Source organism: Clostridium estertheticum, from assembly GCF_011065935.2.
GTDB classification, from domain to species: domain Bacteria; phylum Bacillota; class Clostridia; order Clostridiales; family Clostridiaceae; genus Clostridium_AD; species Clostridium_AD estertheticum_A.
Map to the genome: position 1 here is coordinate 4,221,146 of NZ_JAAMNH020000001.1, position 25,941 is coordinate 4,247,086.

General features: G+C 30.2%; 23 protein-coding genes. 6 read left to right on the top strand and 17 right to left on the bottom strand.

Features of this window, described 5'->3' with window-relative positions; genetic code table 11:
• Window positions 1–316: 316 nt before the first annotated feature.
• Window positions 317–703: a DUF6465 family protein gene (locus G9F72_RS20135; protein ID WP_164957788.1), complete on the bottom strand. Its 387-nt coding sequence runs from the start codon at window positions 701–703 to the stop codon at window positions 317–319.
• Between the two features lie 174 nt (window positions 704–877).
• The gene (locus tag G9F72_RS20140; protein WP_164957787.1) at window positions 878–1,954 is read right to left on the bottom strand and encodes a M24 family metallopeptidase; all 1,077 of its coding nucleotides are present in this window, start codon (window positions 1,952–1,954) and stop codon (window positions 878–880) included.
• 429 nt (window positions 1,955–2,383) lie between these two features.
• Here G9F72_RS20140 and G9F72_RS20145 point away from each other — a divergent pair, with 429 nt between their 5' ends.
• Complete coding sequence (locus G9F72_RS20145) at window positions 2,384–2,929, top strand: helix-turn-helix domain-containing protein (protein WP_164957786.1); 546 nt, start codon at window positions 2,384–2,386, stop codon at window positions 2,927–2,929.
• Window positions 2,930–2,962: 33 nt separating this feature from the next.
• Here G9F72_RS20145 and G9F72_RS20150 read toward each other — a convergent pair whose 3' ends face one another.
• The 5 genes from G9F72_RS20150 to G9F72_RS20170 all read right to left on the bottom strand — a co-directional run bounded on the left by G9F72_RS20150 (window position 2,963) and on the right by G9F72_RS20170 (window position 8,752).
• On the bottom strand, window positions 2,963–3,403 hold the full coding sequence (locus G9F72_RS20150; RefSeq protein WP_164957785.1) for a DUF6465 family protein: 441 nt from the start codon (window positions 3,401–3,403) through the stop codon (window positions 2,963–2,965).
• Between the two features lie 289 nt (window positions 3,404–3,692).
• On the bottom strand, window positions 3,693–4,673 hold the full coding sequence (locus G9F72_RS20155) for a hypothetical protein (protein WP_164957784.1): 981 nt from the start codon (window positions 4,671–4,673) through the stop codon (window positions 3,693–3,695).
• A gap of 504 nt (window positions 4,674–5,177) precedes the next feature.
• Entirely contained in the window at window positions 5,178–7,634 is a 2,457-nt protein-coding gene (locus G9F72_RS20160; RefSeq protein WP_164957783.1) for a heavy metal translocating P-type ATPase, read from the bottom strand.
• A 32-nt stretch (window positions 7,635–7,666) separates the two neighbouring features.
• Entirely contained in the window at window positions 7,667–7,933 is a 267-nt protein-coding gene (locus G9F72_RS20165) for a metal-sensing transcriptional repressor (RefSeq protein ID WP_164957782.1), read from the bottom strand.
• Between the two features lie 93 nt (window positions 7,934–8,026).
• Window positions 8,027–8,752, bottom strand: a complete 726-nt coding sequence (locus tag G9F72_RS20170; protein ID WP_164957781.1) for a hypothetical protein — start codon at window positions 8,750–8,752, stop codon at window positions 8,027–8,029.
• Window positions 8,753–9,155: 403 nt separating this feature from the next.
• On the opposite strand from G9F72_RS20170, the gene G9F72_RS20175 reads away from it, so the two are divergent.
• Window positions 9,156–9,386: a ground-like protein gene (locus G9F72_RS20175; protein ID WP_164957780.1), complete on the top strand. Its 231-nt coding sequence runs from the start codon at window positions 9,156–9,158 to the stop codon at window positions 9,384–9,386.
• A 48-nt stretch (window positions 9,387–9,434) separates the two neighbouring features.
• Here the strand turns inward: G9F72_RS20175 and G9F72_RS20180 are convergent, their stop codons facing one another.
• The 8 genes from G9F72_RS20180 to G9F72_RS27480 form a co-directional block, all read right to left on the bottom strand.
• Window positions 9,435–11,051 carry an ABC-F family ATP-binding cassette domain-containing protein gene (locus G9F72_RS20180; RefSeq protein WP_164957779.1) on the bottom strand — a complete coding sequence of 539 codons (1,617 nt, stop codon included), beginning with the start codon at window positions 11,049–11,051 and terminating at the stop codon, window positions 9,435–9,437.
• 105 nt (window positions 11,052–11,156) lie between these two features.
• A complete protein-coding gene (locus G9F72_RS20185; protein WP_164957778.1) occupies window positions 11,157–12,374 on the bottom strand; it encodes a DEAD/DEAH box helicase in 1,218 nt (405 codons plus the stop codon).
• Window positions 12,375–12,388: 14 nt separating this feature from the next.
• On the bottom strand, window positions 12,389–14,563 hold the full coding sequence (gene recQ, locus G9F72_RS20190) for a DNA helicase RecQ (protein WP_164957777.1): 2,175 nt from the start codon (window positions 14,561–14,563) through the stop codon (window positions 12,389–12,391).
• A 262-nt stretch (window positions 14,564–14,825) separates the two neighbouring features.
• Window positions 14,826–16,277: a beta-propeller domain-containing protein gene (locus tag G9F72_RS20195; RefSeq protein WP_164957776.1), complete on the bottom strand. Its 1,452-nt coding sequence runs from the start codon at window positions 16,275–16,277 to the stop codon at window positions 14,826–14,828.
• The gene (locus G9F72_RS20200; protein ID WP_164957775.1) at window positions 16,223–16,726 is read right to left on the bottom strand and encodes an Ig-like domain-containing protein; all 504 of its coding nucleotides are present in this window, start codon (window positions 16,724–16,726) and stop codon (window positions 16,223–16,225) included. Before G9F72_RS20200 ends, G9F72_RS20195 begins: the two co-directional genes overlap by 55 nt.
• A gap of 275 nt (window positions 16,727–17,001) precedes the next feature.
• The gene (locus G9F72_RS20205; RefSeq protein ID WP_164957774.1) at window positions 17,002–17,385 is read right to left on the bottom strand and encodes a two-component system response regulator; all 384 of its coding nucleotides are present in this window, start codon (window positions 17,383–17,385) and stop codon (window positions 17,002–17,004) included.
• Window positions 17,386–17,423: 38 nt separating this feature from the next.
• Complete coding sequence (locus tag G9F72_RS20210; RefSeq protein WP_164957773.1) at window positions 17,424–18,182, bottom strand: LytR/AlgR family response regulator transcription factor; 759 nt, start codon at window positions 18,180–18,182, stop codon at window positions 17,424–17,426.
• A 137-nt stretch (window positions 18,183–18,319) separates the two neighbouring features.
• The gene (locus tag G9F72_RS27480; RefSeq protein WP_164957772.1) at window positions 18,320–18,967 is read right to left on the bottom strand and encodes a sensor histidine kinase; all 648 of its coding nucleotides are present in this window, start codon (window positions 18,965–18,967) and stop codon (window positions 18,320–18,322) included.
• Between the two features lie 333 nt (window positions 18,968–19,300).
• Between G9F72_RS27480 and G9F72_RS20220 the strand changes: the two genes are divergently transcribed.
• Window positions 19,301–19,792, top strand: coding sequence for a YajQ family cyclic di-GMP-binding protein (locus G9F72_RS20220; RefSeq protein ID WP_164957771.1), 492 nt, complete (start codon window positions 19,301–19,303; stop codon window positions 19,790–19,792).
• Window positions 19,793–20,116: 324 nt separating this feature from the next.
• Window positions 20,117–20,362 carry an AbrB/MazE/SpoVT family DNA-binding domain-containing protein gene (locus G9F72_RS20225; protein WP_125004371.1) on the top strand — a complete coding sequence of 82 codons (246 nt, stop codon included), beginning with the start codon at window positions 20,117–20,119 and terminating at the stop codon, window positions 20,360–20,362.
• Window positions 20,363–20,465: 103 nt separating this feature from the next.
• On the opposite strand, the gene G9F72_RS20230 is transcribed toward G9F72_RS20225, so the two are convergent.
• On the bottom strand, window positions 20,466–20,909 hold the full coding sequence (locus G9F72_RS20230) for a hypothetical protein (protein WP_164957770.1): 444 nt from the start codon (window positions 20,907–20,909) through the stop codon (window positions 20,466–20,468).
• Window positions 20,910–21,232: 323 nt separating this feature from the next.
• On the opposite strand from G9F72_RS20230, the gene G9F72_RS20235 reads away from it, so the two are divergent.
• Window positions 21,233–21,685 carry a MarR family winged helix-turn-helix transcriptional regulator gene (locus G9F72_RS20235; protein ID WP_164957769.1) on the top strand — a complete coding sequence of 151 codons (453 nt, stop codon included), beginning with the start codon at window positions 21,233–21,235 and terminating at the stop codon, window positions 21,683–21,685.
• Window positions 21,686–21,748: 63 nt separating this feature from the next.
• A complete protein-coding gene (locus G9F72_RS20240; protein WP_164957768.1) occupies window positions 21,749–23,014 on the top strand; it encodes an MFS transporter in 1,266 nt (421 codons plus the stop codon).
• A 549-nt stretch (window positions 23,015–23,563) separates the two neighbouring features.
• Here G9F72_RS20240 and G9F72_RS20245 read toward each other — a convergent pair.
• Complete coding sequence (locus G9F72_RS20245) at window positions 23,564–25,930, bottom strand: ATP-dependent DNA helicase (protein WP_164957767.1); 2,367 nt, start codon at window positions 25,928–25,930, stop codon at window positions 23,564–23,566.
• Between the last annotated feature and the right edge of the window lie 11 nt (window positions 25,931–25,941).

Sequence of the window (25,941 nt, forward strand, 5' to 3'; positions counted from 1 at the left end):
ATGTGTAAACAACATTGTACACAAATAAAAAAATTAATTTCTTATGCTATCCATCCCACACCTCAAGGAGTGGGCTTTCCGCACAAATTCATTGTAAATTCTATTTTATCGGGGAGTAATCCTGCTTATAAATGATTAAACACCTCTGAATCTAAATTTGTCAAATATATTATCATTAATTAGTGTATCCGAAACTTACATATTAATATGTATAAGAGACTCCATAAAAATTAATTTCATGGAAGCTCTTAAATCTACTGACGTAACAAAATAAAAAAGAAGGCCATAAGCCTTTTTTAATTTTCGTAAAATTATGTTAAGATAATTTCACGTCTATATTAATTTCTCCATTTATCAAACAATAGGCTGTATCATCTTCAACCTTTAGATATATATCTAAGGTTTTAATTTCAGATTTTTTATGAGATTTTAACCATACATCATAAACTTTTTCTTGTATTAATTGATTGCTAAACTCTTTTCCCTGATATTGAACATAGAAACCACCATCTGTCTTTTTAGATACTGTTTTTTTTGTAGCAGCGCTTGCTGTAGTAGCTGCTCTAGTAGCTTTTGATTTAACATTTTTAACAATATCCTTCAACGCATTTATAGTCTTTTCCACATCTTCTTTTGTAATTGCCGCTTCTTCTGTTGAGCTCATAGCTTGTTTATCCGAAATCAATGTATTATTTTTTTCCATATACTTTACCCCCATTTACAAATACTTTTATATTGTCGTTACTATATTCTATATTTTTTCTAAAAACCCTTTTTTTAGGATATGAAAGTAGTGGGCTCACCTTTAATATATAGAAAAGTGGAAGTCTCATTTATACTTATGAGACCCCCACTTTATTTAAATAGTATTTTTATGCTATTTTACAATAATTAAGTCTTTTGGATAATGATTTAATACCTCACAACCATCAGCAGTCACTATTACTAAATCTTCTATACGTACGCCAACATCACCTGGTATGTAAATCCCTGGTTCTATTGAAAAGCACATTCCTACTTCCACTTTGTCAGTATTAGCAGAAGAAACATCTCCAAACTCATGGTCTTGAAGTCCTATAGAATGTCCTAACCTATGAGTAAAATATTTTCCATACCCTTTTTCTGTAATATAGTCTCTTGCCGCAGCATCTATGTCGCAGAATCTAACTCCTGGTTTAACTTTCTCAATTCCTCTTTTGTTAGCTTCTCTAACTATGTCGTAAACTTCTCTACTGTGGTCTGATACACTTTTGTAGAAAACGGTTCTTGTCATATCTGAGCAATATGAGTCTTTAATACAACCAATATCAATAACTACACTATCGCCTGCTTTAACAGTTGAGTTGTCCATTTCATGATGTGGATCCGCTGAGTTAGCACCATAACCTACTATTGGGTCAAAAGAATGTCCTTCTGCTCCAAGTTCTTCCCACATATCACCAAGCATTTTCCCCATTTTCTTTTCAGAATATTTTTTTGAAACAAGTTTAATCATCTTTTCAACAGCAATATCATTAAGCATTGATGATGCTCTCAAATATTCTTTTTCTACTTCATCCTTTGAGCTTCTTACTTTATCAATAATTTTAGAACCATTAACAAAAGCGCTACCACCTTTTAGCTCCATTAATCTTAATAAGAAATGCGCAGGCCAGTCTTTATCTATACCCATTGGCATATCTTTATCGATATGTCTTGAAAGAATTTCTATTGGTTTGTCCGTATCGCTATACCATATCTTTTCTACTCCTAAATCTTCACTTATAGGGAACAGCTCATTAATAAATAATTTATTGTTTCCATTTGTGTTGAGATAAAGTACAAGCATTCTCTCTCCAGCCAATATCCACTTACCTGTAAGATAAAAAATAGCATTTGAATCAGAAACTATCATCTGAGGTATTTTCTTATCCGCCATAATTTTTAAAACTTTGTTAAGTCTTTCCTGTATCATTAAAAATCCCTCCTAAATATTATGATTATATTTTCTGCATTATGCAGTCATTAAACCAGCTTTTTCTTTCATTTTTTTACTTACTCTTTTTTAATGCAATTCTAATAGTCAGTATATTATGTTATTTTTAATACATTATATCATACAAAATAATAATATACTTAACCTTTTTAAGTATATTAGTAATTTTTTAAGTAATACAATAATAATTTTAACTATCACCTTAATTATTTAAATAAAACTATATTTTTTTATTCATATTATTCTAGCATTATAGTGATTGTGATATTTCTTATATTGAAGAATTATTTTTAGTATGTTATTATATTAAATAATAGATATGGGCACTTTTGGTAAAATAAATAAAAAACTTAAAAATAATATATTGTTGTCAATGGTGGTAAACAGTAAAATTTTAGGAGTGAAATAATGATAGCTGAAATATCAGGAAAAATTCGTAATCTGAGAAAAGAAAAGGACCTAACCTTAAAAGATTTGAGCATGAAGACTGGTCTTTCAGTAAGCTTTCTATCTCAGGTAGAAAATGGCTATTCTTCACTTGCAATAACCTCACTAAAAAAAATTGCTGAAGCATTAAATGTTCCAATGAACTATTTCTTCAAGCCTCCTGAAATACACAATTTTTTAGTTAAAGCTGAAGAAGAAAAAGTATTTAAAATAGAAGGTTCAAATTCAGAATTTATTAGAATTAGCGGAGATTTTACTGGAAGAAAAATTGAATCTATGATAATCATTATTCCTCCAGAGCAAATGCATGGCAGCAAATCAAGTCACCCCGGTGAAGAATTTGTTTATGTACTTGAAGGAGCACTAATTGTTAATCTTGCTGGAATCGATTATTTAGTGAAAGTAGGCGATTCAATACAATATCCTTCAACTACTTATCATTCATGGATAAACCCACTTAATCAGAAAACAAAATTGCTTAGTATCGTTACTCCATTAATTTTTTAGTTCAATTTAAAAAAAGGCTATAAGCCTTTTTTTTTAAGATAATTTCAAGTCTATGTTGATTTTTCCATTTACCAGACAATAAGCTGTATCATCTTCAACCTTTAAATATACATCTATGGTCTTAAGTTCTGAAAGTTTATGCGTTTTAACCCACTCATCACGAATTTTTTCTAGTATTGTATGTTTGCTAATCTCTTTCCCTTGATATTGAACGTAGAATGCAACGTCCACTTTTTTTGCTTTTGTTTTTTTTGCAACACTTGTTGCAGCGGTCGCCACTTTAGTAGCTTTTGATTTAACATTTTTAGCAGTATCCTTAACCACATTAATAGTCTTTTCCACATTTTCTTTCTTGACAACATCAGAAGCCACTTTTATTGCTGCTTCGGCTTTCTCCTCTGTAGACTTTATAACTTTTTCTGCTGATGCCTTTACAGCCTCTTTAGCAGATGTTAAATTACTATTTTTTTTCATTTTTTTTACCTCCATTTATAAATTTTTTTTGAGTTTGTTATTATATTCTATTTATTTTTCAAAAACCCTTTTTTTGTAACAAATAAAATAATTATAATAAAAATATTTCTTTTGAATAACATACTACTTATAACTTCATTTTACAAACATTATAGTACTAATTCACAATAAATGGACTGGAATCCAATTAATAATGAAGAATATTAATAAAAGTAGTGGCATAATGGTATTCCACTATTCATAAAATGTACTAAACTTTTGTACTATAATTCGAATACTTGCTTAGAAACTAATGTATACTTTCACCAAATTTATTTACAAATTTCGAGTTTTCGTATCCACTTTCTATAAAGTAACTTCTTTTCTTAGTATCGCTTATTATCTCAAGGATAGGTTCTTTCTTAGAAATAAATATTTCTACTTTATCCCCATTTAATTCATAAAGTGTAATCGAATATGGGTATCTATTAATAGAAGTGTATCCTAAATCTTGATATGGAATTTTTCTTACATAAAAGGAATTAAGATAATTCTTTATTTCCTTTATTTTATCTTCTTTTGATGTTGTTGACATATCATAATGTAGCTCCTCACCTTTAAGTTCCCCTTCGTATAGAACAGCTATAGAAGAAGTTTCACTGTGATTAAAAGTTTTTTCTATAATTCCTCCTAATACTTTTGGCTGCAATAAATTATAGAAGCCATATATAGAAATCATTATAAAGAAAATTAATGCTAAAAATAACCTTATTTTAATGCTTTTCACTGGATATATTTTATCCAAATTCTCAATATTATTTATTTTATTCTTTTGCCTATTTTCTAGCTCTAAATTTGAATTATACCCTATATTAAAAGTGACTTTTGATATTTTACTATCATTATTATTCTTAAAATAACTAAGTATCATTGTTTTATTATTTTTTTTATAATCTATACTACTAATTTTATTCCATGAAATAAATCTTCCTTTTATAAATAAACCTTCATTTAAAATGAAATTATAATCATATAAACAAAATCCCCTACCTATTAGTATTATTGATAAAAAAGCGTAAATAGGATTTTTATTTTGCAATGATATAGTTATTAATATTAACCCTATAACAAACAAAAATATATATCTAAATTCTCTTTGTTCTATTCTTATTTTATGATGAAATCCTTTTGCTACTAGTATCCTGTAAAGAAAATAGTATATGCTAAGTAGCAAATATATTATTGGAAAGGAAAAGTACCATAATGGCAAAATATATTCTTTAAAATACATATACAGCCCCCAATCTATATTTATCTTTTTTTAATTATAACACAATATATTAAATTTATGTATAATATAACTATTTATTACTAACATATCCAAGCATTAAAAAACACATGGAATTCCATGCGTTTTTTTGATATTTGACTATAATTATTAAATATAGACTACTATTACCCCACAGCCTCTTCAAACTCAGAGGTATTTAAAAAATTTAGCTTTGTGGCTATAAATGCAAATTATCATAATGAAGGTGAATAGCAAGTATGAAATTTATCCGAAGTGACTTGCAATACGAAACGTCAAAACTATTGAAATTCCATTTAGAAATTCTTCTTTTGCGAATATAAAATTCTCGTAAGCTTGCACAGGAAGTGCAAGCTAGTGAACCTGAGGCAGGACGCCGAATGTGAACGTTAGAGAATTTTATATGAGCAAAAGATTAGGATTTCTTAATGGAATTTCTTGTTTTAAGTTCGTTTACAAGGCACGTAGGAGAAATTTCATACTTGTTTATATAACAGGTTTAAATCCTTTTAGTCTTAATGCATTTAGCAAAACTGATACTGAACTAAAGCTCATGGCAGTAGCTGCTATAATTGGACTGAGTAGTGGTCCATTAAAGATATATAAAACTCCCATGGCAACTGGGATACCTAATGTATTGTATCCGAAGGCCCAGAATAGATTTTCTTTGATATTTTTTATAGTCTTCTTGCTTAATTCTATTGCAGTTGCAACATCTCTTAAATCACTCCTCATAAGAACTATATCTGCGGATTCAATTGCAACGTCTGTACCTGATCCTATAGCTATTCCTATATCTGCTTGTGCTAGTGCTGGAGCATCATTTATACCATCGCCAACCATAGCAACTTTCTTGCCTGTGGCTTGAAGTTTTTTAACCTCATTTGCCTTATCTTCTGGAAGAACTTCTGCAAGAATTGTATCTATACCTACTTCTCTCGCTATAGCCTCCGCAGTTATCTTATTGTCTCCAGTTATCATTGCTACTTCAATTCCCATTTCATGAAGCTTTTCAATTGCTATCTTACTACTTTTTTTAACAGTATCAGCAACAGCTATAATTCCTGCTATTTTAGCATCTATAGCTATATACATTGGAGTTTTACCTTCACTTGCTAAATTGTGAGAGGTTTCTTCTAGGTTCTCTAGGGAGATATTGCTTTCTACCATAAGTTTTCTGTTTCCAAGTAAAATATCTCTGCCATCAATCTTTACTTCAATTCCATGTCCTGGTATTGCTTTAAAATAATCAAGGGTCTTAAATTCTACTTTATTATCCTGCGCAGCTTTTACTATTGCTTCTCCAAGAGGATGTTCAGACCCCTTCTCTGCTGAGGCGGCTATTTGAAGCAAGTATTCTTCTGTTATACTGTTTGTAACAATTATATCTGTAACCTTTGGCGTGCCTTCTGTTATAGTTCCTGTTTTATCAAAAACTATAGTTTGTATTTTATGAGCTGTTTCTAGGGCAACCCCACTTTTTATTAAAACTCCATATTCTGCACCTTTTCCTGTACCAACCATTATTGCTGTTGGAGTTGCAAGGCCTAATGCACAAGGACACGCGATTACAAGTACAGAAATGAAAATAGTTAAAGAAAATATTGCAGTTTCTCCTGATAGGTACCAACTTACGCTAGATAAAAGTGCCAGTCCCATAACAACCGGAACAAAATATCCTGAAATTATGTCAGCCATTTTTGCAATTGGAGCTTTAGAGCCTTGGGCATCTTCTACAAGCTTTATAATTTGAGATAAGGCTGTATCTTTTCCAACTCTTGTTGCCTTATATTTTATAGTTCCATTCTTATTAATACTAGCTCCTATAATTTTATCACCAACAATCTTTTCTACTGGCATGCTTTCCCCTGTAATCATAGCTTCATCTACAGCAGTAATTCCGTGGACCACTTCACCGTCTACAGGCATTTTTTCACCAGGCCTTACAAAAATTATGTCGCCTACTTCAACTTCTTCTATAGGCATTTCAATTTCTTTTCCTTCTCTTATGATAATAGCTGTTTTAGGAGCTAGCCCCATAAGTTTTTTTATAGCTTCGGAAGTCTTTCCTTTTGTAACTGACTCTAAATATTTACCTAATGTAATAAGAGTTATAATAACTGCTGCTGACTCAAAATATAAGTCATATGCATAATCTACATTTCCGCCAAAAATTTGTACTATAGCAAATATTCCATATAAAAACGCTGCTGATGTACCCATTGCAATTAGTGTATCCATATTAGGGCTTCTTCGTATTAAGGACTTAAATCCCACCCTAAAGAATCTATTCCCTGCAATCATAACTGGTATTACTAAAACTAATTGTAAAATTGCAAAAAATCTAGGACTACTCATAGGATCTATAAAACTTGGAAGATGATACCCAAATTTTTCAGCTATCATATGTCCCATAGATATAAATAGCAATGGCACTGTGAACATTACAGAAATAATAAATTTATTCCATAACAGTTTTATTTCTTTTTCTTTTCTCACTTTATCAGCATCCACAGTAGTTTCACCGTCAAAAATTTTGTAGCCTGCTTTTTCTACGGCTTTCTTTATATCTGATATTCTAACCTTTGATGGTTCATAGGTTATATTCAATTTTTCAGTTGCATAATTTACATTTGACTCTATTACTCCATCTAGCTTTTTAGTAACTCTTTCAATGGCTTTAGAACAAGCCGAACAAGTCATACCTTCAATTTTAAAAGACCTATTATTTGATTCAACTAAGGCCTTATAACCTGCCTTTTCTACAGATGCTTGAATATCAGGTACAGATATTTTTGCTTCATCATAATTTATAGTAAGTTTTTCTGTAGCAAAATTCACATTTGTCTCATTTACTCCATCTAGCTTTTTAGTTGCTCTTTCAACTGCTTTAGCACAAGCTGAGCAGGTCATACCCTCTATTTTTAATGACTTTGTCGTCATAAATTTCCCTCCTATAATTAAATATTAAAACACTATTTATTCATTATTTTAGATAAAAGTTCTATAATTTCATCTATTTTCTCATCTCCATTGTCTAGCTTAACTGCTTCCATAACACAGTGATGCATATGTTGTTTTAAAATTAGCAGATTTGCTTTTTTTAAAAGGGCTTGGGCTGCAATGATTTGGTTAGATATATCAACACAGTATCTACCATCTTCCATCATTTTCATTATTCCCTCAATTTGTCCTTTAGAAGTTTTTAATGCTTGTAATGCCTTGACTTTTTCTACATTCATTTAACCCTCTCCATATCCCCCCCCATACTGGGGGTATCTTATAATTATATTATACACCCTTAAGTGTATAATACAAGGGTGATTTACCTTAGACTATTTTAATTTAAACCCTTTAACTAATTGGTCATCTTTGCTTTCCATGTTATCTTTTCCAGCTACTTCTAATTTAAATCCGGAACCTTCAAGCTTTTTAACATCTACTCCTGCTTTAATTAGTGGCTCTGCCTTAAGTGCAAATTCCATGTCCTCATCAGATGATCCTAAAACCTCTGCAAAGTGTACTGCATAACCCTCTCCAAGCATTAGCATATAATGTTTTTCATCTTTCAAGTATTTAATTAACATTGGATCCTGCTTTAAAAGTCTTCTTAGTGCATCTTCTGAACCATTTGAAACTTCCTTTTTATCACTTACATTGTAAGTTTTAATTAAACGATTAGGCAAATCTACGCCATCCACTTTTGCTGCTGGTTCATACAACCACTCATTTTTGTCTAATTTAGTTACATCCAGGCCTGCCTTTACAAAAGGATCCGCCAGCATTACCATAGCGAAATCTGCTTTATTTGCTGAAGTGTCTTTAGTCCATTCAAACTTTTCTCCACTAGACAGCTTAAATCCCCAATGTTGTAGTGCCTTATGGAAACCCATATTTGCTGGATATGTCTTAATAATGGTATTAAAGGCTTTAAGACCATTATCTACGTCCGTATTTTCTGTTGATGTCTTATTTCCTGTTGCTGCTTTGCTACACCCGACAAAGGATAAAACTATCACTGAAGAAAGAACTAAAGCTAATATTTTTTTTGTATTTTTCATTTAATTACAACTCCTTACATATATTTGTTAATCGATAAGTATATAATAAATAAATCTTATGAAGACAGTGTGAAGAAATAAAAGAATTTGGAAATTTTTTATTTTAAAATTGTTATGCAATTTTATATTCACACTTAATAAAACTCAGAATATATTAAAGTACCAGCTATAACTTCTTTTATTTGACGATTTTAAAAAAGGAAGTCCATCACCTAGATGTGGTGGTATTAATACCAAAGCAACTCCAATACTTAAGTTAAAGTGTAGAATTTCTTCTTAAAGTGCCGATTTATGGCGCTTTAGTTGATTTTTAAACTTTTACTTAGGCACAGGAAAATAAATAACGATCATTCTAACCAGTTATTTATTTGAATGTGCCACGATACAAAAGGAGGTTATATATATGAGTCATAGACATAATAATTGTTGTTGTAACAATAATCGTTGCTGTAAACCTGTTTGCAGATGTGAAAATAGTTGCGGTAATAACTGCGGAAACGGCTTTGGAAATGGTTGTGAAGGCTTTGGAAATGGATTTGGTGGCGGAAGTGGCATCTGGTTAGTTCTTTTACTTTTAGGCCTTGGCGGACGAGGAGGTAGAGGCTGCGGCGGTGGCTTTGGTGGCTTGTTTTAGTTAATTAAAAAAGCACTTCTAATAGAATTCTATTAGAAGTGCTTTTCTTTATTTATACATAAGTTCTAATTCTTTTTGAACATCATCGCTTTCTTGGAATTCATCATAAGACATTACTTTATCCATTATGCCCTTAGGGGTAATTTCTATTATTCTATTTGCAACTGTTTGAACTAACTGATAATCATGCGATGTAAGCAAAATTGTTCCAGTAAAACTAGTTAAACCATTGTTTATAGCAGTAATAGACTCTAAATCTAAATGGTTAGTAGGCTCGTCTAATATTAATACATTAGCATTACTAAGCATCATTTTAGAAAGCATACATCTAACCTTTTCTCCACCAGACAAGACACTAGATTGTTTAAGAGCTTCTTCTCCTGAGAAAAGCATTCTTCCTAAAAATCCTCTAATAAAGCTTTCTGCCTTTTCCTCTGAAAATTGTCTGAGCCAATCAACTAGGCTACAATCTACAGCATTAAAATATTCTGAGTTATCCTTTGGTAAATAAGCTTGGGAAGTAGTAACGCCCCATTTAAATTCACCACTATCTGGCTCCATTTCACCCATTAATATCTTAAATAGCGTAGTTTTAGCTATTTCATCTGCGCCTGTAAATGCAATCTTATCTCCCTTGTTAACTATAAAAGACAAATTATCAAGAAGTGTTACTCCATCTACAATTTTAGTTAAATTTTCAACTACTAATAAATCATTTCCTGCTTCTCTTTCTGGCTTAAAACCAACAAAAGGATATTTACGAGAAGAAGGTTTTATATCATCTAAAGTCAATTTATCTAATTGTTTTTTACGAGAAGTAGCCTGCTTTGCTTTAGAAGCATTAGAGCTAAATCTAGCAATAAAGTTTTGAAGTTCTGCAATTTTTTCTTCTTTTTTCTTATTTGAATCTTTAGCCATTTGAAGGGCCAACTGACTTGACTCATACCAGAAATCATAATTTCCAACAAATAGTTGAATTTTACTAAAATCTATATCTGCAACATGTGTACATATTTTATTTAAAAAATGTCTATCATGAGAGACAACTATAACAGTACTATCAAAATTCAGCAAGAAATTTTCAAGCCACTTTTTAGATTTTGCATCTAAATTGTTTGTAGGCTCATCCAATAATAAGATATCTGGCTTACCAAATAGTGTTTGAGCAAGCAATACTTTTACCTTTTCTGATCCTGTTAGTTCCTTCATTTTTTTGCTTTGAAGCTCTTCAGTTATACCAAGACCCATTAAAAGAGTTGAAGCTTCTGATTCCGCTTCCCATCCATTAAGTTCTGCAAATTCACCTTCTAGTTCTGAAGCTCTAATTCCGTCTTCATCAGTAAAATCTGGCTTTGCATATAGGTCATCTTTTTCTTTCATTATTTCAAAAAGTCTTACATGTCCCATCATTACGGTTTTAATAACTTCATGTTCATCAAATTCAAAATGATCCTGCTTTAATACTGCTAATCTTTCTCTTGGTGGAATGATAACTTCTCCAGTATTAGGTTCAATTTCACCTGATAATATTTTAAGAAAAGTTGATTTACCAGAACCGTTAGCACCAATTAATCCATAACAATTACCTGGTATAAATTTTATATTAACATTATCAAATAATTTACGTGCACCATATCTTAAACTTACATTGTTTGTACTAATCATATCTTTATAAATACCTCCATACATTAAGTAATTCCATTATAGTCGAAACTACCAAGCCATTATACCACACGCAAGGATAGTAGGCTAATGAAATTTATTCCTAATTTATTTATTTTTAATGAATTTATTAGCGTTGGATATTTGATTTTGGATCCTTTCTGCGCGTTTAGCTTTAGGCGCATCCTGTGGATCAATAATTCTTCCCATGTAGATATCCTTTTGCACTATTTCTATATTAAAATCTTTTTCATAGGTTTTAATAAGATCAAGCTCTCTCTCTTCAGCTATAGATAGTGCCAGGCCCCTTTGACCCATTCTTGCTGTTCTACCTACTCTATGTAAATAATCCTTAGAGTTCTCTGGTATATCAAGGTTAAATATATGTGTTACTCCTTGTATATCAAGCCCTCTAGCTGCTAAATCAGAAGCCACCAAAAGTTGAATTTTCCCTACATTGAAATCCTCAATAGCTTTCTTTCTATTTTCTTTTTCAGAGGTTCCATGAATTCCGACCACTTTTAATCCATGATAGCTAAGCTTTGAAGTTGTAATTTCTACCTCATCACTTTTATTTATAAATATTATTGCTTTTTCAGGGTTTGTTGCACTTATAAGTTTCCTTAAAAGTATCAATTTTTCTCTCTTTTCAACTAGGAAATACATGTGCTCTATGTTAGGGTTTACAACGCTTTTATCCCCTACTTTAATAACCTCTGCATCTTTCATTAGTGTTTTAGCAATTTCTACAGCTTTTGGTGATACCGTAGCCGAAAACAACATAATCTGCCTATCTCTAAGGGTAGTTTTTATTATAGCCTTTACACCCTCTATGTTATTTTCATCTATCATTCTATCGCCTTCATCTATTACAATAGTCTTAACTCCATGTGATTTTAGTTTCTTCATAGTTATAAGTTCTAAAATTCTTCCTGCAGATCCAACTATTATATGTGGTTTTTCCTTAAGTGACTCTAGCTGCCTTTTGATGTTAACATTGCCTATTATGCTAGTAGATTTTACTCCTGAAGCCGAGTTTTCCGATAGAAGTTCTATCTGCTTATGTATTTGCATTGCAAGTTCGTGAGTAGGCGCAAGTATAATTGCTTGAATATCCTTTGATGTAATGTCTATTTTCTGAAATATAGGCAAAAGATACGCTAATGTTTTACCCGTGCCCGTTTCTGATTCCCCTATGATGTCTTTGTTTTCAAGTCCAAGGGGAATAGCCTTTGCTTGAATTTCTGTAGGGCTTTCAATTCCTTGCTTTTTTAAACCTTCTATAAGGCTCTCTTGTAATCCTAATTCTACAAATGATTTATCCATATTTTCTCCTTTTTCTAAGAAATTTTATTGTTTGAGTGTTTAAATATAGCTGCTTTTATAGCTAAATAATCTACTTCCTTTGGTAGCGCGTCTTTAATAGGTTTTAACTTTGAAGCTCCAATTTTTTCTATGACCTCTATAATAAGTGCTTCATGATCTTTTGGAATAAAATCATCTAAATTCACTTCAAAACCCTCATAAGCACATTTTAATATATGATCTTGTACTGTAAGACTTTTCAATTGCCTCTCTAAAATTATGTCCTTTATGCTTTTACCCTCTTTATACATATTATAAGTAATAACATAGCTAGGCACCTTATCTTCATTTTCGTCCTTCTGTTCTACCCCGAATTCATTTAAAGCCGTTATATCAACTTCTTCATTATATAGTATTTCTTTCTTGAATTCTATATTATTTTCACTCATATATTTTTTTATAACTTCAATAAATTCCTCTCCATACTTATTAAGCTTAGATTCTCCTACCCCTTTGATGTTAAGCATCTCCTTCTTATTTACAGGGAAATATTCGCTCATTTCTCTTAAGGCACTATCTGCAAAAACAATATATGGTGGGACTTTTTCTCTCTCGGATATTTCTTTTCGAAGTAAGCGCAGTATTTCAAATAAGCCGGTATCCTTAGCTGCCTTAGCTTTTCTTTTCTCAACCTTCTGATAGACTTTTTCTTGATTTTTGAGCACTGCCACAGCTTTCTCTTTTAAACGAACCACTGGAAATTGACCATCTGCAAGAGAAAGATAGTCTTCTGCCGTAAGCACGTTTATAAGGTCTCTTATCTCTTTAACAGTATATTGCTTTATTATTCCATAGGTGGATAGTTTCTCGAATCCAAGGTCCAAAACTTTTTTATTTTTAGAACCTCGTAACACCTCTGCAATTAATGTAGTACCAAACCTCTCCTTCATCCTAAGGATGCAAGAAAATATTTTTTGTGCCTCAACAGTTATATCCACCAGTTCACTTTCATCATTGCAGGTACTGCAATTCCCACACTTGTCTTCAACATTTTCTTCACCAAAATATTCTAAAATAAACTGTCTAAGACACCTAGTGGTATGTGAATAATCCACCATAGCTTGAAGTTTCTTATATTCGCTTATCTTTCTTTGCGGTGATATGGTGCTTTGTTCTATAAAGAATTTTTGAAGTAGTACATCTGCAGCAGAAAATAATAATATGCATTCACTGGGCTCTCCATCACGGCCTCCACGTCCTGCCTCTTGATAATAAGCTTCCATGCTCTTTGTTAAATTATAATGAATTACATATCGAACATTTGATTTGTCTATTCCCATTCCAAAAGCATTTGTAGCAATAATAATGTTTATATCATCATACAAAAACTTTTCTTGGTTTTGTTTCCTCTCTTCATCTCCTAGCCCTGCATGATATTTACCAACATTATATCCTTTTTTATGTAAAAGCTCATAAAGATTATCAGTTTCTTTTCTTGTAGCGGTATATATTATCCCCACTTTGTCTTTGTTATCTTCAATATATTTTAATACAAAATCTCTTTTGTTTTCTCCACGAATAACAGTAAAGCTTAAATTTTCTCTATTAAAACCAGTTACATAAACATCTGGTTGTCTTAATTCTAGTAACTTTATAACGTCTTTTCTTACGGCCTCTGTGGCTGTGGCAGTAAAGGCCGCTATAATTGGTCTTACAGGCAGTTTTCTTATCAAACTAGAAATAGCTGAATAACTAGGCCTGAAATCATGTCCCCATTGAGATACACAATGAGCTTCATCCACTGCTAAAAGCGATATTGTTAATCTATTTAACATACTACAAAAAAAATCTAATTCTAGCCTTTCAGGTGCAACGTAAAGAAGTTTAAATTCTCCCCTAGAAGTCTTATCAATTCTTTCATTAACTTCATTAATACTTAATGAGCTATTTATATAGGTGGCCGCTATACCTACACTATTTAAGGTATCTACTTGATCCTTCATAAGCGATATAAGTGGTGATATTACAAGAGTTACTCCAGGGAGAAGCAGTGCAGGTATCTGATAACAAACTGATTTTCCAGCACCCGTAGGCATTACAGCAAAAGTATCAACTCCACTTATAATACTCTGTATTACGCTCTCTTGTCCTTTTCTAAAACTATCATACCCATAATATTTCTTTAATTTTTCTTGTGCCTTACGTAACATATATTTTTACCTCTCATCCCTAATAAATTCTTATAATAGTATAACATTATTTTTAAAACTTTGTACCGATATGGTGACGAACTTTGTATTTCTTGTAAGCAAAAAATCTATTCATAATAATTTTCGCCAATTTTATAAATTTAAAACATAGTTAGCACTAAACTTTCATCCAATAATATATATATAAATAATATAACACAATAAAAAAGTATATATTACGTAAAATGCATGTGATGATGCACTAGGTAATATATACTCTTTTTTACTTGCCTATTATTATTTTGTTTTTAAAAAAAAGATCATTAAAATCATTTGCCATAATTACATCATTTGAAATTGTATATAGCATTTCATCTATAAATAAAATTCTTTGAATATTCCTATCATAACCGCTTACATACCCGTCTATATTTACATCTGTAGGTAACAGGTGAGTTATGGTGCCACGAAGTTTAAATCCATTTACTAAATCAATATTGTATACATAGGCCCCTTGAAATACTTGTTTACTATAAATACCTTTATTTTCAACATTTCCTCCATTTATCATAACAGAGATTGGAAAGGCTAAAATATTCATATCCTTTGAAAATAATAGTGCTTTGTGATTATATATTGCCTCAGAGGAAGTTCCAGCGTCACCGATAACAGTACTAAATTTCTCCTTTGGATTTTTATAATCAGCAACATCAAATAGAGATAATTTAACACCACTCTCAGTAACTCTGCCATCTACCTCCTGTGTATCCTTGCCTATGCCTATAATATGATTTTCATCATAAGGCTGAAGGTAACTACTATATCCTGGTATTTTTAGTTGTCCCAAAATAGATGGATTACTTGCATCCTTTAAATCAATAACAAAAAGAGGATCAATATTTTTATAGGTAACTACATATCCCTTATCTCCCATAAATCTCACAGAATAAATCTTTTCTCCTATAGCCATATCTTCAAGTTTGCCTTTGAGTTTTAATTCCGCATCTAAAATATAAACATTGTTCTTACTACCCACTTCACCATTTGCATTCCATGCTGAGTTAGTAGTTGTTGCAATTCTAAAATAGTTATTATTCTCATCCATTGAAAACTGATTTAATACGGTTCCGTTTACTTGTCCCTTTGCCATAAATTCAAATTTACCATCTTTAAGTTGAAATTTATATATATTAGTTTTATCCACTGCTGCCACCTTCTCTGGCATCAATGTATTATTAATATATCTATTGTTATCCTCTGCTGATATATATAGATTTTCCTTAGACATATATATGTTGCCACCACCACCTAGACATGTATAAATCGTTGCAGGTGTTTTCACATTTTCTAAATTCATCGCTGTAAGTATCATATAGCTAGACTTTATAGAATTTTTTAAATAATGAATATCCGCATAATCAATGTTTATATATCCATCTCCTACTGCAGTATCAACATAACTAGGGGTAATCTTAGCTATATTTTCACTATAATAGTTTAAATAATCATTAGAAACAAGATATAACATATCTCCTATTTTTCTTGTAGCCATTGCATTTCCATCCACTTCTACTTTTCTAATTTGTTTTATATTATTTATATCCCTTATATCATAAACTATCACTCTAACAGTGTTTTTCCATAAAAACGGCCTAGCTATCATAGCTACATCTTTAGTATTTATTGCGCTTTGTGTTTCATTAGCTTTAACTCTGGCATCATTGGGCTTTTGCAATGAATCATTATAATTACAATTGTACCTACCACAGGTAAATCCGTTACCGCACTAGATACTGTAAAATCCATTTCCAAATTATTTTTCAAAAGTTTATTACCTGTCCCATTTTCAATGAAACTATTTATATAAATTGTATATTTTTCACCTACTGAGTATTTTTTACTTGGAATAAGCTGCACACTTTTTTTATCCTCATTTAGCTGTAGTGTGATGTTTATTTCAATGCCTTTTGAATCTTTAATAAAAATATTATCCTTCACAATAGTTTCAGCGTTTAATGCTTCATTGAAAATCACTGTCCATATTTTATCGCAAGGAACGCTCGCTTTCATAGGCAATTTCACAGTATCATTTATACTTGTGGCTAAACCTATGGTTGGAAAACCAAATAAAAATACTAAAATAAGAATGGCAACCTTTTTATAATATCTACTTATTTTTTTCACTGATTTCCTCCTCTTTTTTATAGGATCTTTAATAATTCGCAGATAATATTCACCTTATTATATACTTTTTTACTTATATATGCTTAATTTGTATATTTATTACTTTTGTATTATATACGGTTATAAATCTCATATAGTTGCAATAAAACAGGGTAAAAACTTAATTTCGTAATATATATTTTAAAACCTGAAAACCAATATAAATCAATTCAAAAAAATAGACTTATTCTTTCATTTCACAATGTAAAAAAATAAAAGAATAAATCTATAGTAAATCAATTGTGTTTTAATCCCAAAACATTTTCAGCTATAGCTAAAACTTCATCAAAATAAAAAGGCTTAGTAAGGTATTTATCACATAATACGTCGTTGCCTCTATTTTTATCTTCTGTTTGTCCCTTTGCAGTTAGAAGTACTATGTAAGTATGGAGTAGCTTTAATTCTTTTTTCACTATATTACATACCTCATAACCATTTATTTCAGGCATCATAATATCTAAAAATACCAAATTTGGTCTCTCACTTATTATTATACCAAGTGCTTTCTTTCCATCGTCTGCAAGAAGTATTTCTACCCCCTGGTCTTTGAATTCTTCAAGTATTTCCTCTAATAATAACCTATTATTGACTTCATCATCTACTATTAGTATCTTTTTCATTTTCACCCCTCAGCTTTTACCATTACATATTAATCACATTACATATCGATTATTTTTTTAAAATCCTTAACGTAGTGTCTACTCACAGGCACTTCTTCTTTCCCTCCTTCTATTTTCAATATAAAAGTACTATTAAACCAAGGAACTATTTTATGAATTTTATCTAAATTAACCAAATAACTTTTATGACTCCTGAAGAAATTATGATTGCTTAATTTACTTCCTAATTGATTTAAAGTGTATTGTGTTGTAAAATTCGCATCTTTAGTAAAAACAAGCACCTCTTTATTTAACACTGTACAATATAATATATCCTGTGGATGTACAAGATATATGCATTCATCCTTCCAAAGTGGTATCTTTTTCATCCCCTTAATTTCTTGTTTTTCAGGAAATATATTATTATAGCTACATATGGGTATATTTTCATCACAATTATATCGTTCATTTATTTTTTCCATGGTAATCTGAAGTCTTTTCTCCGAAAATGGTTTCAAAACATAATCAATAGCATTAATTTCAAAAGCTTTTACGGCATACTTATCAAATACTGTTGCAAATATGATACTAACTGGAAAATCCATCTTACATATTTCTTCAGCTAAAGTAAATCCATCAATCTCTGGCATTTCTATATCTAGAAATACAATTTCCGGTTTAGTTTTTTTTATAAATTCTAAAGCGGTTAATGCATCCACGTACTTACCTATAATTTCTATCTCATTGTTTTTACTTAAAATAAAACTTAGTTCCTCCAAAGACAATTTTTCGTCATCTACTAAAACTACTCTTAACATATAAACCCCACCCATATTTAAATTTCATTATAATAATAAAAGCAAATTATACTTTACAATCTTACTTCACCCTGAAAATATTGTCAATTTAATGTTATAATCAAACTTTTAAGTAAATATATTGAAATTAAACAGTGCTATTCATATTTTATATTTTCTATTGGTATATATACTGTTAGGCAGGTCCCAATGTTTAATTTACTAATTACTTCTAACTTTGCATTATATAGTTCACTATATTGAGACTTTAAAGATGAAATTGAGCCCTCATTTTCATCTTTAAATAACCCCCTTATTTGAACATCATCCATACCCACACCGTCATCTTTGATTTTTATTACTATTTTTTCACTATCACGCACAACCGTAAAGATTATTGTTCCTCCATTATTTTTTTTTAAAATTCCATGGATAATTGCATTTTCTATTAAGTTGTATAATGAATTTTTAGGGATTAAAAAATTTACATCTCCTTGGATATCGTACACAATATTTAATCTATGGTCAAACCGGACCTTTTGAATATACAAATAAGATTTTATATACTCTATTTCCTCATGCAAAAAAACGATTCCATCAGTTACATCAAAATTAAATCTTAGATAGCTGCTAAGTTCTAAAACAACTTTCCTAGCTTCTTCAGAATTTTCCCTACACAAGGATAATATGCTATTTAATGTATTAAAGAGGAAATGTTGATTAATTGAGGGTACTATTTGTTTAGTGGACTTATTAATTTCAATGTTGCTTACACTATTTGATTTGTTTTTTTCATGTACTCTCACAGATTTTTTCTCTCCTTATAACCATTTATGTTACAGATTATTATGCATATTACATATTACGTGCCGTATGCAATTTTTAAAACATATTGTTTTTATGTCTAGTAAGTATATCGATAAATTTTGTAAATACCTTAGTGAAAAATTATATATTCTACCAATTCGTTTCTCACAGGTGAATTTTCTTTGAAAAAATTTTAAGATTGTTTTAAATTCATGTAAATTATAATCTTTATTAATTATCTCCTTTACATTTTCATATTATTAATTTACTATTAATTAAGAGAATTCTATTAATTAATGAATTCTATTAAAGTATAGAGGAGGTTTTTAATTATGGCAGCTGCACATTCGTTTGACATAGTATCAGATGTAGATTTACAAGAGGTAGACAATGCAATAAATCAGGCATTGAAAGAGATCAAACAAAGATATGATTTTAAAAACACTATTACTGAGATCAACCTAGTGAAAGAAGATATTAAAATAATATCTGATGATGACTTTAAATTGAAATCGGTTATAGAAGTTCTTGTAAGTAAATTAATTAAAAGAGGTATATCTGGAAAAGCATTAGATCTAGGCAAGCAAGAACCTGCTACCTTAGGTTCTGCAAGACAAACCGCTAAAATTGTAAAAGGTATTTCTACAGAAAAAGCAAAAAAAATAATTGCAGAGATTAAAGCTAGTAAAATTAAAGTTCAAGCTCAAATTATGGATAACCAACTAAGGATTACTGGTAAGGACCTTGATGATTTGCAAGAAGTAATGACACTTGTAAAATCAAAAGATTTTGATATTGCACTGCAGTTCACAAATTATAGGTAGTTACATGTTAAAAGGCTAGTACTGATGGTGCTAACCTTTTTTTTATTTTATTTAGTGCTATTTTTGTTTTATACATTCTAATATTTTACACTAATTACAATTGATTATATTTATTGTATTTTTATAAAAAATTATGTATAATATAGATGGCATTATAATACCGTGAAAAATGACAGACTTTTCTGGACTTTTTGCATAATACGTAAAAGTTTATTAATTTTTATTATTATTATTAAATATTTACATAATCCTATTGACGTTTTATGTTAGTTTTGCTATAATTTAATTATAAATAAGTCGAAAGATGTTTGAGGAGGAAATTATATGAAATCAACAGGTATAGTAAGAAAAGTGGACGAACTTGGAAGAATTGTTATTCCTATAGAATTAAGAAGGACTTTGGATATAGATATCAAAGATGCTTTAGAAATCTATGTAGATGGTGAACAAATCATCCTTAAAAAATATGAGCCAGCTTGTATTTTCTGTCAAAACGCAAGAGACGTTGTAAACTACAAAGGTAAGAATATTTGTAAAGATTGCCTAGCTGAGTTAGGTTCAGGCAAATAATTTAAGAAAATTTTAGTTTATTTAAGCCATGGCTTAAATAAACTAAGGTATAAATCAAAAGAACAAAAGAGATTCCTTTTATTAGGATATCTCTTTTGTTCTTTTATGTTTTCAACCTAAACTCACTAGAACACTTAGAGCAAGTTACAATAATTTTACCCTTTCCTTTCGGTAGTCTTAACTTTTGTCTACATTTAGGACAACTAGTTATTATATACTTTCTTCTTTCTTTTAATTTTTCCATTGGATTATATTTCTTAATCTTAGCATTAAGTAGTTCCACATTTTTCACAATATTAATTAATTTTATGTTTTTTTTGAAATTATTCATTTTACGATCAAAACCTCTTTTGGTGCTTTCAAAAACAAATCTTTTATTATTTCTCCCCTGTAGCTTAGTTGATTTACTTCTCCAAATTGAATAGATAATAAGTGCTGTTCCTAAAATCCATGCATACCCAGTTACAAACAAAAATATTCCTAATATTAAGGTTATTTTTGAAAATCTATCCCAGCCATAATATTCTCTAGAAAACTTAACAGACATTTATACTATTCCTCCTATTATTCTCTAGTGTAAATAACAATTTACAAATGTTATTCCTCTTCTTATTCATATTTACATTCTAGCACTATAATGCTTAAATCATTATTAATTTTCTGTAAAAAATATCCGTAAAAAGTTCACAAATTTATGTAAAAATTTTTATTTAATTACATTTCATATTTAATTACTTAATTGCGGTACTTTAATAAGGTTTTAATTGACTGTCTAAATTTGCGGGTATATAATTATTCGTGTGGCGAAATATATTCAAAAGGTTAATGACTATATTTTCTCACTCTATAAAATTATGAGGAGGTTTAAATTTGAAGGAAAATTATGATGAAAATATAATCAAAATCGAATTTTTATTAAGAAAAGTATGTTTTGGTATTAAAAAAAGAGGTAGAGGTATCCTTGAAGAATATAAAATTACTCCACCTCAATTTGATGCCCTACAATGCTTAATAAACAATGGGGGATTAACTATAAGTGACCTTAGCTTAAAGCTCTTTCAAGCTCCTAGTACAATTACTGATTTAGTGGACAGAATGGAAAATAGTCAACTTGTAGAGCGATCTCGAGATGTAAAGGATAGAAGAGTAGTTAGAGTTAGTGTACTACCAAGAGGTTATGATGTTATTGATAAAGTAGTGAATGAAAGATGTGAATTTGTAAGTGAAGCATTGAAATCAACAGATTCTGATAATAGAATAGAATTCATAAAATATTTAGACATAATATACAATTCTGCCTTTTGTTCTTGTGAAAAAAAATAATTTACTATTAAATCAGCACCTGCGGTGCTGAAATGTCATTAAAAAAATTTTAGAGGTGTAATTATGGTTGCTATGTTTGAAAAATTTTTTAATAAAAAACATAAATTTTCCATTCAAGACTACAATATTATTTATTATACTTTAAACGGCATATTATTTACTATAGTAGTAAATCTGTACAAACCATTTGCCAGTAAATTTATATTTAGACTTGGTGGAACGGACTCTCATGTAGCTCTTTCTACTTCATTACCAGGTTTAATAGCTGTATTTGTTACAATACCTTCATTAATATTCATGAGTAATTCATCAAACAAGAAAAAAATTATGGTTAATTTTTTTTTAGGTAGCAGATTATTTATTTTATCCTTCGCAACAATTCCTTTTTTCCCAAAATCACTACAGCCTATGGCTTTTGTTATTTTATCATCTTTAATGAATTTTCCTGAATCTGTATCTTCAACCGCTCTGCAAAGTTTTTCTGGGGATATCTTTGTTGAAGAAATGCGCCCTACAGCAATATCTGCGCGTAATAAATTTTCTACATTGGCCCAAATTATTAGCGTACTTATAGTTGGTAGAATCCTTAAGGGTTTTGGTGATTCAGGCAATGGAATTATCATGATGTATCAAATATTTTTTTTGTTAGCTTTTATAATTGGTTTATTTGAAATATATACTTTCAATAAAATAAAGGAAACCTCCTGTTCGCCAAAGTTAAATATAGATTTAAAAAGTGCATTTTCAGAAATATTTAGTAATAAACAATTTAATATTTTTCTTGTTTGCTCATTACTTTTTCATTTTGGTTGGCAAATGGGCTGGCCACTCTTCAGCATTTATCAAATAAAATACTTGGGTGCAGATGAATGGTGGCTTACCCTTCTTACTGTATCCTCATCTATAGTTATGTTCTTCAGTTTTGGTTTTTGGAAAAAGCTAATTCACAAGAAGGGAAACTCTTTTGTTATGTCCACTGCTACCCTTGGAATGGCAGCAACTCCTATACTTTTTGCGTTATCTCCAAACTTATACATAATTACAATAACGGGATTAATTACGGGATTTTTTACTGCGGGCACTATTACTGGTTTACTTACTTCACTTTTAGAAGTTACTCCTGAAAAAAACAGAATTTTATATATTGGAGTTCATGTAACGTTAACAAATATTACATTATTCTTAGCACCCACCCTGGGTGATTTTATTCTTAGCCACACAAATATTTATTTTGTACTATGCGCCTCTGGCTTTTTTAGATTAATTGGTAGCATTTCATTCTTTATTAGAAATAAAAAAACCACTGCTACAATTACCCTCTCAGAATAATGCCTTAAACAAACATATTACAACATTTATGCCCAAATATTTTATTAAATAAATTGTTGTAATATGTTAATTAAATTTCAATTTCAAGAAGCGTTATTCCATATTTTATACTTTTTGTCGAACGAATTTGTGGTTTTTCACCTTTATTCTTTATCATATTAAATTTTAAAAAAATCTATTGACTATTTGTGTTAATCATGTTATTCTTTAAATAAGAAATAAGTCGAAACACAACAACAGTGTAACTGCTAAAGATAAAGCTTATTTCGATAAAAACCTACAAAGATTAAAATTCCCCAAAAACAAAAGATAAGAAGGAAGCTGTTTACTTTATAAATATTTAGCAATGATGGTGATTATTTGTACTAATATTGATGCTAACAAACATAGAACTATTATCGTATTCATGGTTGTAAATATCTTATATTAATCTAGATATATTTGTAGCAATTATGAGTATTTAGTTTCCTTTTCTTTATCCCCCCAATATACCTTGTAAAAAATTATTTACATAAAAAAAACTTGAGCAAATGCTCAAGTTTTTTTACTTTATTTCCAAAATTCATAAATCTGCCTTTTGACATCTTCAGCATTATTAATTTTAAGATAATCATCCCATTGCTTTGGAAATAGTCGTATATACCTTTGGTGAAGAAATCTATCATCTATTAACAGCACCATACCTCTATCTTCTTCTGTTCTAATTACCCGCCCCGCTGCCTGTAACACTTTATTCATTCCTGGGTACATATAAGAATATTCATAACCGCAATTGCTTTTATTATCATAGTATTCTTTAATAATTTCTTTTTCAAAGCAAATCATAGGGAGTCCTACACCTATTATTATTGCACCAATTAGCCTGTCACCTTTTAAATCAATGCCTTCCGAAAATATACCACCTAAAACTCCAAAACCTAAAATATTTTCAGAGTCAATATCACTAAATTTTTGGAGAAAAGCTTCTCTAGCATCTTCAGTCATAAAACTAGTTTGAATTTTTACTTTAGTTTGTGGATATTTTAGAATAAACATATTACTCACGACTTCCATATATTTATAAGAAGGAAAAAACACCATATAATTTCCATTTTTAGCGCTTATTACAGCATATATGTATTCTACTATTTTGGAATAACTATTTTCTCTATATTTATATTTAGTGGAAACATCCTTAGCTACCATTACTTCAAGGTTTTTTTTATGGAAGGGAGAATCTAAAGTTAGATGGTAATCTTCGCTTTCTCCGCCCAAAATTTCTTTAAAGTATAATAATGGTAGAAGCGTTGCAGAGAAATATACCACTGATTTTCCTCTTTTTGATGCTTCCCTCAAAAGTTTAGATGGATCCAGGCAAAACATCTTTAACACTACGTCTTCCGCAGTACTCTCCACATAGGTTACATATTTATCATCATAAAGTTCAGCTATGCGAATAAAGCTTAAAGAATTAAAATACAAGTCTAAAAAATTATCAAACACTTCAGATTTTTCATTTTTTGTCAGCCATACTTCTAATATTTTAGTAAGTTTATTAAGAAGATTATATATATCCTCAGGCTGAGACTTTTGTTTGTAATATCCATCTTCATTGCACATTTTCTTCATAGAAAGCATAAGTGCATTTAACTTATTCAAAACTTTATACAAGTTATCGTCGCGACCCTTTATTTCTTTTTTTAACTCTAGAAGTGGTTTTTTATGAAACTCGCAGGAAAACATTTCGCGAGCTCTATCCACTAGGTTATGAGCCTCATCAACCAAAAAAGTATAATCTCCATTATTATCCATGAAGAATCTCTTTAGGTAAACTCTAGGGTCAAACACATAATTATAATCGCAAATAACACAATCAGACCATAGTGTTAAATCCAATGAAAATTCAAAGGGACAAACATTATACTTATTTGAATAAATCTCAATTACTTCTCTACTAAATGTATTTTCATTCTCCAGAATGTCTAGTAGAGCCTCATTAATTCTGTCAAAATGTCCTTTTGCAAATTTACATTGCTCAGGATTACAGGCACTGCCCTTACTAAAACATACTTTATCCTTTGCTGTTATTGTAATAGTCTTGAATTTAAGTCCATTGCCCTTCATTTTATGGAAGGCATCCTCGGCAACTTGTCTTGTTATAGTTTTGGCTGTTAAGTAAAAAATTTTTGAAGTATAGCCTTCTCCCATGGCCTTAACTGCTGGAAACAGTGTAGATATAGTTTTACCTACTCCAGTTGGAGCTTGCAAAAACATTTTCTTATGTTCTACTATTGTCTTATATACAGAAACAGACAGTTCCCTCTGACCTTCCCTGTAATTATCAAAAGGAAATTTCAAATTTTTTATAGTGTTATCTCTTGTTTCATTCCAATCACTTGTAATATTGGCCCATATAAAATAGTTAGAAATAATTTCATCGAAAAATTCTTGGAGTTCTTTAATTGAAAAAACCTTAATAAATCTTTTAATTTTTTCATTATCTATTTGGTAATAAGTTAATTGTACATTAATAACCTGAAGATTATTTTGAGTCCCATATATATAGGCATAACACTTGGCTTGAGCCCAATGAAGACCATTATGATCCTCATGCAGTAATTCTAAATCTTTAGTAACTGTTTTGATCTCGTCTATAGTGACCTCATTATTTTTTATTAGAATACCATCAGCACGCCCGTCAATTACAATATTGCCACCATTGTATGGTACACTATGCTTTAAACTTACTTCGGACAAATATTCTTCTCCAAGAAATACAGAATATTTTTCTCTGTTTTCCTTTTGAATTTTCTGATGTGCTTTGGTACCCTCTACAGCTCTATTACTGCCCATAAACCTCATATCTAAATCCCCAGCGCGCAATACAAACTCTACTAAATTGCGCACAGATATTTTTATATCTCTATTTTTCTCCATAAATTATACCC